11 protein-coding genes and 1 pseudogene are annotated in these 15,960 nt (G+C 62.2%); 8 read left to right on the top strand and 4 right to left on the bottom strand.

The features are described 5' to 3' along the window. Positions 1-190, top strand: a pseudogene (locus tag ABAC460_RS50095) (hypothetical protein); the annotation flags it as partial. A 42-nt stretch (positions 191-232) separates the two neighbouring features. Here the strand turns inward: ABAC460_RS50095 and ABAC460_RS32345 are convergent. Further along, entirely contained in the window at positions 233-1,738 is a 1,506-nt protein-coding gene (locus ABAC460_RS32345) for a tryptophan halogenase family protein (RefSeq protein ID WP_031236586.1), read from the bottom strand. A gap of 134 nt (positions 1,739-1,872) precedes the next feature. Between ABAC460_RS32345 and ABAC460_RS32340 the strand changes: the two genes are divergently transcribed. The 3 genes from ABAC460_RS32340 to ABAC460_RS32330 are packed head-to-tail and all read left to right on the top strand — an operon-like array spanning position 1,873 to position 5,231. Further along, the gene (locus ABAC460_RS32340) at positions 1,873-2,445 is read left to right on the top strand and encodes a hypothetical protein (protein WP_023452794.1); all 573 of its coding nucleotides are present in this window, start codon (positions 1,873-1,875) and stop codon (positions 2,443-2,445) included. Beyond that, positions 2,442-2,975 carry a hypothetical protein gene (locus ABAC460_RS32335; protein WP_023452793.1) on the top strand — a complete coding sequence of 178 codons (534 nt, stop codon included), beginning with the start codon at positions 2,442-2,444 and terminating at the stop codon, positions 2,973-2,975. Before ABAC460_RS32340 ends, ABAC460_RS32335 begins: the two co-directional genes overlap by 4 nt. Before the next feature lie 3 nt (positions 2,976-2,978). Further along, complete coding sequence (locus tag ABAC460_RS32330; RefSeq protein ID WP_023452792.1) at positions 2,979-5,231, top strand: S9 family peptidase; 2,253 nt, start codon at positions 2,979-2,981, stop codon at positions 5,229-5,231. Position 5,232: 1 nt separating this feature from the next. Here the strand turns inward: ABAC460_RS32330 and ABAC460_RS32325 are convergent, their stop codons facing one another. Next, positions 5,233-6,723 (bottom strand): glycoside hydrolase family 27 protein, encoded by a 1,491-nt coding sequence (locus ABAC460_RS32325; protein ID WP_023452791.1) that lies wholly within the window; start codon positions 6,721-6,723, stop codon positions 5,233-5,235. Between the two features lie 72 nt (positions 6,724-6,795). Between ABAC460_RS32325 and ABAC460_RS32320 the strand changes: the two genes are divergently transcribed. The 4 genes from ABAC460_RS32320 (at position 6,796) to ABAC460_RS32305 (ending at position 14,354) form a co-directional block, all read left to right on the top strand. Continuing rightward, a complete protein-coding gene (locus ABAC460_RS32320; protein WP_023452790.1) occupies positions 6,796-8,763 on the top strand; it encodes a glycoside hydrolase family 97 protein in 1,968 nt (655 codons plus the stop codon). 366 nt (positions 8,764-9,129) lie between these two features. Beyond that, positions 9,130-11,907 carry a DUF5695 domain-containing protein gene (locus ABAC460_RS32315; protein WP_023452789.1) on the top strand — a complete coding sequence of 926 codons (2,778 nt, stop codon included), beginning with the start codon at positions 9,130-9,132 and terminating at the stop codon, positions 11,905-11,907. A gap of 115 nt (positions 11,908-12,022) precedes the next feature. Then, positions 12,023-13,435, top strand: coding sequence for an amino acid permease (locus ABAC460_RS32310; RefSeq protein ID WP_023452788.1), 1,413 nt, complete (start codon positions 12,023-12,025; stop codon positions 13,433-13,435). 241 nt (positions 13,436-13,676) lie between these two features. Next, positions 13,677-14,354 (top strand): hypothetical protein, encoded by a 678-nt coding sequence (locus tag ABAC460_RS32305; RefSeq protein ID WP_023452787.1) that lies wholly within the window; start codon positions 13,677-13,679, stop codon positions 14,352-14,354. 13 nt (positions 14,355-14,367) lie between these two features. Here the strand turns inward: ABAC460_RS32305 and ABAC460_RS32300 are convergent, their stop codons facing one another. Both ABAC460_RS32300 and ABAC460_RS32295 read right to left on the bottom strand, forming a co-directional pair. After that, entirely contained in the window at positions 14,368-14,844 is a 477-nt protein-coding gene (locus tag ABAC460_RS32300; RefSeq protein WP_023452786.1) for an RES family NAD+ phosphorylase, read from the bottom strand. Between the two features lie 160 nt (positions 14,845-15,004). Beyond that, entirely contained in the window at positions 15,005-15,472 is a 468-nt protein-coding gene (locus ABAC460_RS32295) for an antitoxin Xre-like helix-turn-helix domain-containing protein (protein ID WP_023452785.1), read from the bottom strand. Positions 15,473-15,960 lie beyond the last annotated feature (488 nt).

Raw genomic sequence — 15,960 nt, 5'->3', positions numbered from 1 at the left:
CCGGGCGGGAACGCCGGGCGGTGGCGGTTCCGGCGGGCGGCGCGGCGCGCCGGGCGGCAATGGCGGTAACGCGGCCATGCCGGGTGACAGCCTGAGCCGGGTCGGTGGCGCACCAGGTAATGCGGTGCGCTTGAACGACTTCGACGTCACCGTGGTCAATAACGGCCAGATCTACGGCGAGACTTTCTGACGTTTCGCCTCTCCCCGTCCAAAAAGCGAGGAGAGGCTTTTTTTACACCGTCACCCGTTGCGGTGACGGACACGCCTTCGCCAGGTAGGCCTCGTGCTGCGGCATCATGCCGGCCAGGCCCGCCGTGCCCTCACGCACCCGCTGCATGCGCCAGCGGAACTCGTCCTGCGGCATGACATCGGCCATGGGGTTATAGGACTTGGGCTCCATCCCCTGGCCGACCAGCACCGCGAACCAACTGGCGTCCTTGAACAGCTCATGATTACGCACCAGCGGCTGGTTATGTTCCGCAAACGACTCCAGCCGGAAGGCCAGGCTGTCGGGAATATCCATATGCTTGACATAGGCCCAGAAGGGCGTGTCTTCGCGCGCCGTCACCTTGTAGTGGGCGATCAGGAAGTCCTTCACATTGTCATAGGCACCCAGCATTTCGCGGTTGAAGCAGTCCCTCTGGTTCTGCGTGATCCCGTCGCGCGGGAAATACCGCAGCAGCATGGTGATCGCCTCCTGGACCAGCCAGATCGAAGTCGATTCCAGCGGTTCCAGGAAACCCGAAGCCAGGCCCATGGCCACCACATTGCGATTCCACTGCTGTTTGCGCTTGCCGGTGACGAAACGGATGATGCGCGGATCAGCCTGGGCCTTGCCATCCAGGCGCTGCATCAGCAGCGACGAGGCTTCATCCTCGGACATGTACTCGGAACTGAAGACATAGCCATTGCCGGTGCGGTGCTGCAGCGGGATGCGCCATTGCCAGCCGGCTTCGCGTGCGGTCGAGGTGGTGTAGGGCGTAACCGGGCCGGCCTTGTCGCACGGCACGGCGGCGGCGCGGTTGCACGGCAGCCATTTCGACCAGTCCTCGTAACCGCTTTTCAGTGTCTGCTCGATCAGCAGACCGCGAAAGCCCGAGCAGTCGATAAACAGGTCGCCTGTAATCACCTTGCCGTTCTCCAGAACAACAGCGGTGACGTCGCCGGTTTCCGGGTTCTGCTCGACCTTGGTGATGCGGCCTTCCTGGCGAATGGTGCCCAGCTTTTCGCAATAGGCCCGCAGGTAACGTGCATAGAGTGCGGCGTCGAAATGGAAGGCGTAGTTGACCCGCGGCGCCTGCGGATTGATCTCCTGCATACGGCCGAAACGGTTCTGCCGCGAGGCTACGGTCTGGGGGTTGAACAGGCCGAAATCGGCATTGCCGCCAGCCTTGCGGTAGCGCATCAGGTGGTGGTTGAAGTTCAGCCCATTCATGTCGACGCCGTAGACGCCGAACGGGTGGAGATAGTCGCTGCCCAGCGCGGACCAGTTAATGAACCGGATGCCCAGCTTGAAGGTGCCGTTGACCGCCTTGAGGAAATCGTTCTCGTCGATCCCCAGCATCTGGTTGAATTCTATGATCGGCGGAATGGTGGCCTCGCCGACCCCGACCGTGCCGATCTCATCGGACTCGATCAGGGTGATGCTGTAACCGGCCGATCCAAAGGTGCGGCTGAGCGCTGCCGCCGCCATCCAGCCCGCCGTACCGCCGCCGACCACCACCAGTTTACGTATCATCATCGTATCCCATTCTATTCCAATGACCTTATGGCCGCAAGGATATGCAATCAAGTCGTATATCGTATAAAATATTTGACTCACTCTCCAAACTGTGCCGAACATCATCCTTCTTCTATGGAAGGGCGGGGCGTATGTTGGTGCGTATCGGAATGTCTTTATTGACCCTGGCGGCCCTGCTGGCGGCGGGCCCCGCCACGGCCGATGAAAAAGTCGTTAAGGTCTCGGCCCAGGCGCGGCCGTGGGACACACGCATCAATCGCAAATACGGTTTCGGCAGCGGCGACGGCCGCGCTCCCGCCGTGGCTTTCGGCATCAGCCTGAAGGTCAACCGCACCCTCACTGTGACTGCGACCGGCAGCACTACTACCGCGCGCGGTGGTCCGCCGTTCGGGCCCGGCGGCCAGTCCGACTACATTACCGGCGCGCTGCCGGGAAATTCCGGCAGCTACTTCCCCAGCCGCTACATCGTCAGCGACAATCCGGTATGCCTGAACCAGCTGGTCGGCGCCTTCGTCGATGCCGACGGGGTGATCATCGGTGAGCCCTTCGCCATCGGGAAGCAGGCGACGCTCGACGTGCCCAAGACCGCTGTGGCCCTGTCCATGGGCCTCAACGATGATATCTTTTCCGACAATTCCGGCGAGCTGATCGTGACGATCAGCTACAAGACGCCGACCGTGACCGCAGAGGACCCCACTGAATGATGCGTGTATTTGCGGCCGCCCTGGCGGTTTTCGTGCTGGCCGGTGCGGCTCAGGCGAAGGAGATCGTCGTCCAGGTCGACGCCAAGGCCGGGCCGTGGTTGGTCAAGGCCAACAAGGAGATGAAGTACGGCATCGGTGATAATGCCCCGCCGGTCATCGTCTCGGGTCTGGGGCCGGGTATGCTGGGCTCGCTGGAAATCTATGCCGACGGCACAACGGTGGCCGGTGGTGCCGCGGTCGACGGGACGGGCGTGCCCGACACCGCCGTCGACGACCAGAAAGGCCCGAAGGGCAAGTTCTACCCCAGCTTCTATACCCCCAAGATCCTCTATCCCGCCAATGCCCACGCCCTGATCGGCGCCTTTGTCGATGCCGACGGCGTCCTGGTCAGCCGGCCGTTTGTCATCGGCACCGGCGTGCGCGTCCCCATCCCCGAAACGGCCGTGGCGCTTGCGCTCGGCTTCAACGATGTCAGCTTCGCCGGCAATTCCGGTAGCCTGACCGTCACTCTTGTTACTCCGGAAGACTGATCCATGCGTTACCGTTCCATCGCCCTGGCTTTGATCCTGGCGGCCTCCACCGCCACTCTGCCGGCCATCGTCCACGCCGCGCCGGCGGTCAGCATCGCCGACCGCTATGCCGCTTCGGACCAGTATGCGCCGGGCAAGATCGATCCGTTGATCATCGACCTGGATATGCAGGCGCGCTTCGTCAAGGGCGGTGTGCTCTACCGCAAGGGCGTGAAGGGCAAGGGCGTTATCCTGCTGGCCGATCCGGCGACGGGCGCCAGCCGCGAACTGGCCCAGGACGCGGCCCTGGCGCCGAAGCTGACCGCCGCCGGAGCGGAACTTGGCGATAAGGTCGATATCCGCCCGACAGCCTATGGAGACGGTGTGCTGACGGTGGCGGCCGGGGGCAAGGAATGGACGATCGACGCCGCCGGCGCGGTCACTGCCAAGGCGCGGCCGGAAAAAGCCGATGGTGTAGTTTCGCCCGACGGCAAGTTCAGGATCGTGTCGCGCAACTACAATCTGTGGAAGGCCGAGGTGGCGACGGGTAAGGAAACGCCGCTGACCGCCGACGGCAGCTACGACGCGCGCTACGGCATCAACTATCCGCTGCTGGGCGACATGGTGGCGGCCAATTCGGAAAACCCCGACATGGAGGTCGGTGCGCAATGGTCGGAGGACGGCAAGCAGATCCTGACCTTCCGCCTGTCGCGCAACGGCAGCTATATCTGGCATGGGGTCCAGCCCAATCCGCCGGGCAGCCAGTTCCCGCGCGAGTTCACCTATGTCTATCCGACCGCCGGCGCGGTCAATGTGCCGCAATCCCAGCCGGTCCTGATCGATGTCGCCACCGGCAAGGTCACCGATCTGAACGTGCCCGCCGTGCCGCTGCTGTGGCCGGGCAATCCCGCCCTATGGTGGGAAAACGGCCAGGTCATCTACGAATGGCAGGCGCGGGGCTATGGCGAGCTGAAACTGTACGCCATCGACCCGGCGACCAATGTCGCGACCGTGCGTGTGCGCGAAAGCCTCAAACCGATCGTCACCGTCACCTCGACCGCCATGGTCAGCGCGCCGCAACTGAAAGGCACCCTGGTCATCTCCGAGCGCAGCGGCTGGGCCCAGCTCTACTATGTCGCGGCCGGCAGCGATCCCAATGGAGGCCAGCGCCTGACCCAGGGCGACTGGGAAGTCACCAACGTTGCCCATATTGCCGATGGTGGGCCGGTCCTGGTCGGCGGCATCGGCCGCGAGCCGGGCGTCAATCCCTATTTCCGCAGCCTGTACAAGGTCGGCCTGGACGGTGCGATCGCCAACCTGACACCGGAGCCGCTGGACCACGATGTCACCCTGTCGGAAGACGCCGCCTGGTTCATCGACCGCATGTCGAGCCCGACCGAGCCGACGCGGACCCTGCTGCGTAGCGGCGCCGATGGCCGCATCGTTGCCGAGCTGGGCCGCGCCGATCCGTCCGCGCTGCTGGCCACCGGCTTCACCATGCCGGAAGTCTTCGAGACCGTCGCCGACGATGGCAAGACCAAGCTCTACGGCATGATCTACCGGCCGAAGAACTTCGATCCCAAGAAAAAATACCCGGTCATCGAGAACGTCTATACCGGCCCGACGACCCACCGTTTCGAAGAAAGTTATGGCGATAACGTCCGCGGTTCGGTCAATTCGGTGGCGCAACTGGGCGCCATCGTGGTGACGATCGACGGCCGCGGCACCTCGCAGCGCGGCCAGGCTTTCCGGTCGTCGGCCTATCAGAACCTGGGTGAGGTCGGCCTGGATGACCATATCTGGGTGCTGAAGGCGATGAAGCGGAAATATCCGTATTTCGATCTCGACCGGGTCGGGGTCTATGGCGGTTCGGCCGGCGGTTACGACACGGCGCGGTTCGTGCTGCGGAGGCCGGAGGTTTACAAGGTCGGCGTGGCGTCATCGGGCAATCACGACCTGCGCCTGGACAAGGCGTGGTGGCCGGAAGTGTCGATGGGGATTGCCGACGACGCGACATGGGAGCGCAATTCCAACGCTTCGGTGGCGAGAAACCTGAAGGGCAAGCTGATGCTGATCCACGGCGACATCGACGACAACGTCCCGGTGGCGGCCAGCTATCGCCTGTCCCAGGCCCTGGTGGCGGCCGGGAAGCCACATGAGCTGGTGATCCTGCCCAACACCAATCACGCCGTGTACCAGCCCTATTACTGGGACAAGCTGCGCGACTATTTCACGGTCAATCTGCTGGGCGAAACCCCGCCGGCGGAGACGAAGTAGCTCACTTCACCTTCACGAGAATGGCGCCGTGCGGCGGGATCACATAGCGGAATCCGTCGCCGGCGGAGGTTTCCGCACCCGTCCACAGATCGCGCACCGAGGCGCCTGAGATACCCAGTTCGGTCCAGGTGCCGGTGATGGTCAAAGGCGTCTCCCCGCGATTGAACAAGCCGACCGCCTTGCCGTCGCTCAGGGGCTTGACCCAGATCTCGGCCGCGCCGTCCTTTTTCACCGGCAAACCCTGGGCGCCCAAGGGATCCTGGTCGACGGCGATGACCTCGCGATTGGTCAGCAGGGCCACGGTTTCCGGCGTCATGTCGCGCACATCATTGCCCAGGATCAGCGGCGCCGCCAACAAGGCCCACAGCGACATATGGGTGCGGTATTCGTCGTGCGTCATGCCGCCGTTGCCGACTTCCAGCATATCGGGATCGTTCCAGCCATTGGGTCCGGTGTGGTTCGGCACGCCATTCTTGTCGAAGCCGATCGATGACATCTTGGCGTAGGTGTCCTCGATATCGCCGGTGGTCCGCCAGAGGTGACCGCCGACATCGCGGCCCCACGCGCCGACGTCGAAACGGCCGTACTGGCACAGGCTGTAGACGATATCGCGGCCGGTGGCGTTCAGCGCCTCGCCCATTTCCTGATAGTTGGCGTAGACGGTTTCCGCCGTATTGTAGAAGGCTTCGCCGGAGCACAGATCGTATTTCAGGTAGTCAACACCCCATTCCGCAAAGGTTTTGGCGTCCTGTGCGACATGGCCGTAGGACCCCTCATAACCGGCGCAGGTCTTGGGGCCGGGGCCGGAATAGAGGCCCAGCTTCAGGCCGCGGGCATGGACGTAGTCGGCCAGGGCCTTCATGTCGGGGAAGTGTTCATTGGGGTGCAAAACCCCGTTGGCGTCGCGTTTGCCCTGCCAGCCGTCGTCGATATTGACGTAGATATAGCCGGCGTCGCGAAGTCCCGACGACACCAAAGCGTCGGCGATTTGGCGGATCGTGGTGTCGTCGATATCGGTGGCGAACTTGTTCCACGAACTCCAGCCCATGGGTGGTACGGGCGCCAGGGATTTCTGCGGCACGACGCGTTTGTCGGGCAGGGGGTAGGTCGGAAAATCGAGGCTTTTCAATTCGGTAGTGGAGCCCTTGTGGGCGGTGATGGCGAAGTCCTGGTACCACACCTTGCCGGTCATGCGGACGGACTTGCCTTCGGGTGCTATGACGATATCGGTCATGGTCACGCGCGGATTGCCGTTGTAGAGCTTGAAGATCAGGGTGTCGCCTTCGACCCGCGGATCGGTCAGGGGCAGGTCGCCGTACCAGGTTGAGGTGATCGTGCCCGATACCTTGCCGGCTTTTTCCGCCACCACCAGGCGGGTGAAGCCGGGAAAGTCCGGCGAGCTGTCGAAGACCCACCCGCCGACCGGCGCGCCGGCCCAGGCCGGGGCGGCGAGGATGACGGTCAGGGCCGTAGCCAGGGTCCAGGCGCGCATGGCGATCTCCGCTTTACAAGGCAATATCGTATACAGTATTCATAAATTGTTCCGCCCGTCCAGAGGTCCTCCATGTACCGATCGTTGATTGTCGCTTCCCTCCTGCTGGCCGCGGGTTCCGCCCAGGCCGAAACCTGGACGGCGGATTCGCCCGACGGTGAAATCCGGGTGACGATCGACAAGGCCGGGGAGGGGCTGCCGAAATACAGCGTCGCCTTGCGTGGCAAGGCTTTGATCGCGCCGTCGGAGTTGGGTTTGCGCACCGATGTCGTCGGTTTCGGCGCCAAGGGATTTACCGTCGAGAACGTCGCCACGCGGATGGTCGATGAGACCTACCGCATGGTGGCGGGAAAAGCCGCCACCGCGCCCGACCGGTATAATGAGGTGACCCTGACCTTCAAGGAAGGCGGTTCGCGGACGCTGGGCGTGATATTTCGCGTTTATGACGAAGGTGTCGCCTTTCGCTATACATTGCATAATTTCGATAATTTCGGAATTTACGGGGAAAGGACCGAATTTGCCTTTGCCGGCGACTATGGCTGTTGGGGCCTGAACATCGGCAAATTTCACAACGCCCATGAAGGCGAGTTCGACCCGGTGAAAGCGTCGCTGATCCGCGACCACAACCTGTTCGATTCGCCCCTGGTCTGCGAGACGGGGGACGCGGCCTTCGCGTTGGCCGAGTCCGACATCGAGCATTATCCGGCCGGCTATTACAGCCGCACCGGCGACAACAAGCTGGGGGTGGCCGTGCGGTTGCCGCCGCGCTTGGACAGCGACTCGATCAAGCCCTACGTCGCGAAGTTCAGCGGCGGCGATGTGAAGACGCCGTGGCGGGTGATCATGGTCGGCGACAGCCCGCGCGATCTGGTCGAGTCGAACCTGATCGCCACCTTAGGCGCGCCGTCGCGGGTCAAGGATCCGTCGTGGATCAAGCCGGGCAAGAGCGCCTGGGACTGGTGGAACGGCTTCCGCGCGCCGGTGGCCAATCCGGGGATCAATACCGAGACCTATAAGGCCTATGTCGATTTCGCCGCCGAGATGGGGCTGGACTATATCCTGATCGACGAGGGCTGGTATGTCGGCTCCTCGACCCGGCCCAAGCCCGGTTCGGATGTCACCAAGCCGATCCCGGCGGTCGATCTGCCGGCCATCATCAAGTATGCCAAGGACCGCAAGGTCCGGGTGATGATCTGGCTGCAATGGGAGCAACTGGACTGGCAGATGGACGAGGCTTTGGCCGCGTATGAAAAGTGGGGCGTCGCCGGCATCAAGGTCGACTTCATGGACCGGTCGGATCAGGATATCGTCGACTACTTCCACAGGATTTTGAGCAAGGCCGCCGATCATCATCTGCTGGTCGATCTGCATGGCGCCTATGCCCCGGCCGGGCTGACCCGGACCTATCCCAACTATATCAGCCAGGAAGGCGTCTTGGGCGCCGAGTACAACAAGTGGACCACCCGGATCACGGCGACCCACAATGTCACCTTGCCCTATACGCGGATGATTTTGGGGCCGATCGACTATACGCCGGGTGGCTTCGGTAACCGGACGCCGGAGACCTTCGAGATCGTCGAGAACCATCCGGTGACCATGACCACGCGCGGTCAGGCGATCGCCATGTATGTCGTCTATGACAGTCCTCTGGTGATGGTGGCCGATGCGCCTCAGGCTTACCGGAAGGCCGACGGGTCTTGGGAGGATGGGGTCGATTTTATCCAGGCCGTGCCGACGAACTGGGATGAGACCCGGGTGTTGCAGGGCGAGATCGGCCAGTTCGTCGTGACCGCCCGGCGCAAGGGGGATGTCTGGTATATCGGCGCCATGACCAATGAGCAGGCGCGGACGGTGGAGGTGCCGCTGGATTTTCTGGCGGGTGGGGTTGAGGCTAAGGTTTGGCAGGATGGTTCGGCGCCGACAGCTTTGGTGACGAGTACGCAGGCTGTGGGGAAGGGCGATCGGTTGGTGTTGAACCTGGCCGGGTCCGGTGGAGCGACGGCGATTTTGAGGCCGGTCGTGAAAAAGAAAAGGAAGTAAGGAAGAAAGATACCCCTCCACCGCTTCGCGGTCCCCCTCCCCACTTCGTGGAGAGGAGAAGTGGGGTTCATCTCAGATGGCTCAGCCACGCCTGCGAGGAGGAGAAAGGTTTTTAAATCAGCAATTTGTAAAATCGTATAATTTATATTTGACGCGTAGGCAGAAGGGTGGTTGTATTACTCAGTCAATTGCCGCGGCTCGCTCTCCCTGAGCCCGTGGCGGTCGGCCCGGCTTCACAACGTGCTTCTCCGGCGCGGTTTGTAGCCTCAGTCCCGCCGGCGCCGGGGATTCATCCCTATCCTCCCCCTCGGCCCCTGGTCCACTTGAGCGTCCGCGGCGATTATCACGCCGCCGCGGACCTCCTTTATGTTTGATGGTATCATGGCCTCGATAAATCGTCGTTCCCTGCTCACCGGCACCGTGGCCATGACGGCGATTGCCGGAACCGCCAAGGCCGCCGATCTGCCGTGGAACAGCTCCGACGCGGCGACCACGATCTTTGAGACCCCGCAATTCCTGCTGTCGCTGCAGGACACCTCGCAGACCCTGGTCTCGCTGGCGCCCAAGGGTGTGGCCGGCGGCTTCGACTTCTGCCCCTCCAACCGCTTTACCCAGCGCCTCGATGATGGCGCCTATCGTCTCGGCGACATCGACCTGCGTGTGCGTTTCGAGGGCGAGACCGCCTGGAGCGACCATTCGAGCGCTTTCAAGCGGGCGAAAGTGAAGGCACTGCCCAAGCCGAAGGGCGCGCTGGCCTCGGCCGATATCACCGCCAGCCTCGGCGCCGGCCTGCCGCTGAAGGTGGTGCGGACCTGGGAGGTCAAGAACGGCGACCTGGTCCTGCGCTTTACTGTGACCAACGTCACGAAACAGGCTGTCGAGATCGGCGGCCTGGGCCTGGCCATGGTGTTCGACAACATCATCACCGGCCGCGACCTGGAAACCGCCCACGATGTCGCCAGCTTCTACGACCCCTATGTCGGGCTCGATGCCGGCTATCTGCAGGTCAACCGGCTGAACGGCCAGGGTCCATCGCTGCTGGTCCTGCCGCAGACCGAGTCGGCGTCTTTCGAGCTGTACAAACCCATCCTGAACGAGCGCAATCCCGACAAGTCGCTGAAGATCTACAACGACCCCGAACCGCGCAACATGACCTTCGAGGGTTTCTATAGCTGGATGATCCATGCCGGCGGTTTCGCCGAGACCGAGTGGAAGGGCGTCCAGCAGTGGAACGCCACCGGCATCATGACCTTGCAGGCCGGCGCCGCGCTGGACTACGCGGTGCGCTTCGTCCTGTCGCCGTCGATCCGCGATATCGAAGCCACCCTGATCAAGAACAAGCGCCCGGTTGCCGTCGGCGTGCCCGGCTATGTCGTGCCGACCGACATGGAGGCGGCGCTGTTCCTGCACGCCCCGTCGCCGGTCAAGTCGATCGAGGTCTGGCCCGGCGGTTCGATGGAGATCGGCGCGGCACAGAAGGTCGGGTCCGGTTGGGTGCGCTACGCCCTGAAGGCGAAACATATCCCGGATTTCCAAGGCGGTCGCGCCCGCGTCGACATCACCTATGCCAATGGCACGATGCAGACCGTGCACTACCTGCTCACCAAGCCGCAGACCGAGGTGGTGGCCGATATGGGTCGCTTCCTGACGACGAAGCAGTGGTACGACAATCCGGCCGATCCGTTCGGCCGCAGCCCGTCGATCATGGGCTACGACCGCGACAAGAACGCCATCATCACCCAGGACAACCGCGTGTGGATTTCGGGCCTGTCGGACGAGGGGGGCGCCGGATCGTGGCTGGCCACCATCATGAAGCAGCTCGACAATCCGGTGCCGGAAGAGGTCGCCAAGTTCGAGGCCTTTGCGTCGCAGACCCTGTGGGGCCGCATCCAGGAAAAGGACGGCCCGGGCCAGTACGGCGTGCGCAAGTCGGTCATGTTCTATGACGAAACCATGCCGGCCGGTACCTACGACGCTTCGCTGAACTGGAAGGTGTGGTCGGCCTGGGATCGTCAGCATGCCGCCGATCTCGGCCGGTCGTACAACTATCCCCACGTCGCCGCGGCGTGGTGGGTGCTGTACCGGTTGGGCCGCTATCACGACGGCCTGGCGACGGGTGAAACCTGGCAGACCTATCTCACCCGCGCCGGTGAGACCACCAAGGCGATGATGACCAAGGCGCCCTACTATACCCAGTTCGGCCAGATGGAAGGCGATGTCTTCGTCTACATCCTGCAGGACCTGAAGCGCGAAGGCTTCACGGACCTGGCCGGCGAGGTCGAGACCCTGATGAAGGGCCGCGCCGACCACTGGAAGACGTTGAAATATCCGTTCGGCTCGGAAATGCCGTGGGATTCGACCGGCCAGGCGGAAGTCTATATGTGGGCGCGCTATTTCGGCGACCAGCATGCCGCCGATTCGACTCGCGAAGTCATCCTGGCCTACGATCCGACCATCCCGCACTGGGGCTATAACGGCTCGGCGCGGCGGTTCTGGGACTTCCTCTATGCCGGCAAGACATCGCGTATCGAACGGCAACTGCACCATTACGGTTCGTCGCTGAACGCCGTGCCGTTGTTCGATGCCTATCGCGACAAGCCGGCCGATATCCAGCTTCTGCGCGCCGCCTATGGCGGGCTGATGGGATCGCTGACCAATATCGATTCCGAAGGCTTCGGTGCGGCCGCCTTCCACTCCTTCCCCGATGCCATGCACTGGGACGGCATGAACGGCGACTATGGCATGAGCTTCTTCGGCCATGCCGTGGCGGCGGCCTCGTACCTGGTCGACCATCCGGTGTTCGGCTGGGTCGGGTTCGGCGGCAATGTTCGTAAGGACGGCGACGCTATCGTACTGGAACCGAAGGACAGCGCCCGTTCACGGGTGTTTATCGCCCCGGCCGGGCTGTGGTTGACGCTCGATGCCGGCAAGATCGCTGCCGTGCGCTATGTGCCGAAGACCGGCCAGGTGTCGCTGACCCTGGCGGGCGCCACGGCGAAGACACCGAAGGCCTGGCTCAATGTCGCGACCACCACGGCCGGCGGCAAGACCTACACCACTTCGGCGCCGATCGAGCGCGGCGCCTACCGGCTTAAACTCGGTGCATCTGAAACCACCATTGAGTTGACGCCGAAAGCCGGTTAACACTTGAGGCCGCAATCCTGCCAAGGGGTTGCGGCCTTCTTTTTGGTTAGAACGCCTCATGTTTATCCATAAAGTGGCATCCACTTTTTGGCATGAGACTTATAGGGGATTCCTGATGGGATTTTTCGGACCGTTGAAGCCGCTGCACAGAACGGAGGCGGACGGCAAGGCGCTGGCCAAGACCTTGAGCTGGCCGCACCTTATGGCGCTTGGGATCGGCGGCATTATCGGCACCGGCATCTACACCCTGACCGGGGTCGGGGCCGGTCTCGCGGGGCCGGGCGTGATCCTGTCGTTTGCCCTGTGTGGTCTGGTCTGCGCCTGTGCGGCCCTGTGCTACACGGAAATGTCGACCATGATCCCGGCGGCAGGTTCAGCCTATACCTATACCTATTCGGCCATCGGCGAAATTGCAGGTTGGGTTGTCGGCTGGGCACTGATCCTGGAATACAGCCTGGCCTGTTCCAGCGTCGCCGTCGGCTGGTCGGCGCACCTGGTCGGATGGCTGAGAGACGGTATCGGGTTGGAACTGCCGGCCATGCTGCTGAACGGGCCTCATGCCGGGGGACTGGTCAACCTGCCGGCCGTGGTGGTGTCGCTGGCCGTGATGGGGTTGCTGCTGATCGGGGCGCGCGAAAGCGCCACCATCAACATTGTCCTTGTGATTATCAAGATCGTCGCCCTGGGCGCCTTCATCGTCCTGGGCCTGCCCGCCATTCAGTCCGGCAATTACGATCCCTTCGCGCCCTATGGCTTTATCGGCCAGGAAATCGGAGGTGAAAAGGTCGGTATCATGGCGGCCGCCGCCATCGTGTTCTTTGCCTTTTTCGGCTTCGACGCCGTCTCGACCTCAGCCGAAGAAGCGAAGAAACCCGGCCGCGACCTGACCATCGGCATCCTGGGTTCCATGGCCGTCTCGACGGTCATCTACATGCTGGTTGCGGCCGTGGCTGTCGGTGTCGCGCCCTTCCGGGAGATCGCCAACAGCGGCGAACCGCTTCCGCATATCCTGCGCGAAATCGGCTATCCTATCGTTGCCGCCGCGGTCGGTATGGCTGCAATCATCGCACTGCCGTCGGTGATCCTGGTGATGATGTATGGCCAGAGCCGTATCTTCTTCGTCATGGCACGCGATGGCCTGCTGCCGCAGGCGGTCGCGAAGGTCAACGCCAAGGGATCACCCGCCCTGATCACCCTGCTGACCGGTGTGTTCGTTGCGGTCTTCGCGGGGTTTGTGCCTCTGAAGGAGATCGCGGCGCTGTCGAATGCCGGCACCCTGATCGCCTTTGTCGCCGTCGCCCTGTCGGTGATCATTCTGCGGGTACGGATGCCGAATGCCGAGCGCGTTTTCAAAACGCCGGTTTACTGGCTGATTGCGCCTGCCGCCATTGCCGGCTGTGTGTTCATCTTCTGGAATTTGCCGCGCCAGAGTCAGATGTTTACCCTGGTGTGGATGGTGATCGGGTTGGTGTTCTATTTCGCCTACGGGTTCTGGAACAGCCGGTTGCGCAAAGAAAAGGCGGAGTAGGGGGCGCCGCGCGAAGCGCCTTCAAAGATAAGCCAGATAAGCCAGATGGACAGCGTGGACGCAGTACCTTCTGGGGCCTACGGAGGACGTTTTAGGCGCTTCGCGCAGGAGATAATTGAAGCCGCAGCCTGAGGAAGGCTGCGGCTTTTGCGTTTTGGCGGCGCGGCGGCGCCGAAGATTTACCCTAAGCTTTTACCGCCTGTTGGTTCTCTTGGGGCATGATCGAAGCCGTGGAGGGGACATGCAAAATTCCATGAATATTCACAAGCTTGCGCGGATCGGCTGTACGCTGCCGTGGCTCCTGTCGGGCGTTTTCTGGCTCGGACAGCCGGCGACGGCTCTGGCGGATGAATATATCGAAACCGTCCGCGTGACCTGCGTGCCGGAAATCCCCCTGTTTAGTATCGAGTATTTGTCTATCAACGATAATGCGGGGTTTATGCAGCAGAACTGGTTTCGCACGCATAATGATGCCGCCGCCTGGCGGCAGCTTCGCAAGTACGGTTATTTGCCGGCCAGCAAGTTCGACGCGGTTTGCAAGCTACCGAAGGCGACCTACAGAGTCTGGGGGCATATGCCGGAGCGTCAGCCACGCGGAGAATGTGGCGGCGACCCGCGGCCGGTCTTGAGTCTGTCCCGGGAAGACAAGATTCTGCTGAGCAGGGTCTACCTACTCGAAAGCTGCATCCCCCGGTCGAGCGGCGGGCATGTCAATGCCATAATGGTTCACGGCGAAACGGAAGGGAACGCCGAGGTGCTTGAAATGCAACTGCGGGATCAGGACGGACGTTCCGAGGATTTATGGCACATCAAGACAACGTTGGATCAGGAGACTCTGGACTGTCTGGTGAGCAAACCGGGCTATCTGAGAGGTGGCGGCGCCATCTATGACGCACAGCGCGACTGTGGCGTGAGGTGATCGCGGGACAGACTCACGGTCGGATGCGGCTGTCATAGACGAACTTCGTTGTGTTGATGATCCTGATCAGGCCGGCGTCCGGGTGGCGCGGGTTGATCAGGATGTTCGTTTCCAGCGGCACCACCACGGACGGGACCTTCAGCAGTAAAGACCGGCGGGAAGCCAGCCAGGCATCGCCGAAATCGAGCGTCTCCTTCGGCGCCGGCTGGGCGTCCCAGACGGGCGGCAGCGTTATCAGGGACGGGGATTCGGCGGCCGCCCACAGGTCGTCTGTGATGGCGATTTCCAGCACATAACGGTTCAGCGGCCAGGCGCCGGTGTCGGTGTGCACGATGGTTTCAAGGGCGGCCAGGGCGATGCTGCTGGCCGTGTAGATGACCGGTACGCCTTTGCGGTTCCAGCGGCCGCCTGTCAGTTCCGCGCCCTTGCCGGTCAGGTCGTCGTAGGCGTAGGACGGCGAAGTCGAGGCGATGCGGTAGACGGAGGGCATCAGGAGATGCCTGATGGGCGCAGTGAAGGCGGAAAGTGGACCCCTCCGTCTCGACGCGCTTGCCAATGGCCTTCGGCCTGGCTGCGCTTGCTCGCCACCTCCCCATTGAAAAAATGGGGAGGAGAAGGAAGAGCGACGCTGTCCGCTTGGGTAGCGGGCATTACGAGAAGGCGCCGGATTGGCTGCGGGCCAGGATCTGCGAGATCATCTCGCGGCCGTCCGATGTGTCCATAAACTCCTGCGGCATACGATTGCCCAGCGCCGGCAAGGGGCGCGAGATCCAGCCTTTCAGCCATTGCGCGGCGTCGAAGCCTTCCGGATCGCCCGACTCCTGGATGATGGTTTCGACCTGGCCGATCAGCTTGGCGAAGCCGATCACGCGATCGCTGCTGTCGAGGTTTAGGCGTTGGTCGGCGGACTTTTTACGGGCCGCCGTGGCGCGGGGGATGCGCAGGAGGACGTAAAGTTTGGAGCGGCTTTCGCCCAGGCGGTCAGCCAGGTTGTCGACATAGGCGACCGGGACGCCTTCGCGGGCAAAGCTGTCGCGCTCCAGGGCCGAGGTGCGGAACAGCATGGCCGTGCCATCAGCGGCTTTCCAGTCGGTTTGGGTTTTGGCGGCCGCAGGCATGAGGCTGTCTCCTATGAGACAGAAGATAGTCTCAAATGGACGAATTTGCAATGTGGATGGTTTGGATAGTCTTGGGAGGCGGAACCTGCGTAATACCCCTCCACCCCTTCGGGGTTCCCCTCCCCACTTCGTAGGGAGGAGGGCGCTCGTGTCGTCGGGTGGGGTAGTTTTAAATCGTGCGGTGCGAATTACGTCTTTTGGATAGTGGATTTTTGCAACAAGTCATGCCTTTGATAAGTATAAATAATGTCTGGAGAATATAGGGGCGCCGACCAGAATAATTAACTTCGCATTCGCAGCATCACGTAACTGTGACACGGGGCTGTTTTTACCTACAGCCATGTCAAAAACGTCAAGTCCATAAGCGCACAGCGATTGATACTACAAATCATGGTTGCGTCGCGGTATGTTAGCGCTACCTTGACGCAGGTTTTTATCCGGCTAGTTTGAAGTTATGTCCGACGTTTTGTCATACAAATGAAGATTCG

The sequence above is a fragment of the Asticcacaulis sp. AC460 genome (assembly GCF_000495795.1).
Lineage (GTDB): Bacteria > Pseudomonadota > Alphaproteobacteria > Caulobacterales > Caulobacteraceae > Asticcacaulis.
Note: the sequence above shows the minus strand (reverse complement) of the source record. Positions and strands in the feature narration are given on the sequence as shown.

Bases quoted from the DNA above. Each gene is read 5' to 3' on its own strand.
- ABAC460_RS32345 (WP_031236586.1), bottom strand. From the start codon at position 1,738: ATGATACGTAAACTGGTGGTGGTCGGCGGCGGTACGGCGGGCTGGATG.
- ABAC460_RS32340 (WP_023452794.1), top strand. From the start codon at position 1,873: ATGTTGGTGCGTATCGGAATGTCTTTATTGACCCTGGCGGCCCTGCTG.
- ABAC460_RS32335 (WP_023452793.1), top strand. From the start codon at position 2,442: ATGATGCGTGTATTTGCGGCCGCCCTGGCGGTTTTCGTGCTGGCCGGT.
- ABAC460_RS32330 (WP_023452792.1), top strand. From the start codon at position 2,979: ATGCGTTACCGTTCCATCGCCCTGGCTTTGATCCTGGCGGCCTCCACC.
- ABAC460_RS32325 (WP_023452791.1), bottom strand. From the start codon at position 6,723: ATGCGCGCCTGGACCCTGGCTACGGCCCTGACCGTCATCCTCGCCGCC.
- ABAC460_RS32320 (WP_023452790.1), top strand. From the start codon at position 6,796: ATGTACCGATCGTTGATTGTCGCTTCCCTCCTGCTGGCCGCGGGTTCC.
- ABAC460_RS32315 (WP_023452789.1), top strand. From the start codon at position 9,130: ATGTTTGATGGTATCATGGCCTCGATAAATCGTCGTTCCCTGCTCACC.
- ABAC460_RS32310 (WP_023452788.1), top strand. From the start codon at position 12,023: ATGGGATTTTTCGGACCGTTGAAGCCGCTGCACAGAACGGAGGCGGAC.
- ABAC460_RS32305 (WP_023452787.1), top strand. From the start codon at position 13,677: ATGCAAAATTCCATGAATATTCACAAGCTTGCGCGGATCGGCTGTACG.
- ABAC460_RS32300 (WP_023452786.1), bottom strand. From the start codon at position 14,844: ATGCCCTCCGTCTACCGCATCGCCTCGACTTCGCCGTCCTACGCCTAC.
- ABAC460_RS32295 (WP_023452785.1), bottom strand. From the start codon at position 15,472: ATGCCTGCGGCCGCCAAAACCCAAACCGACTGGAAAGCCGCTGATGGC.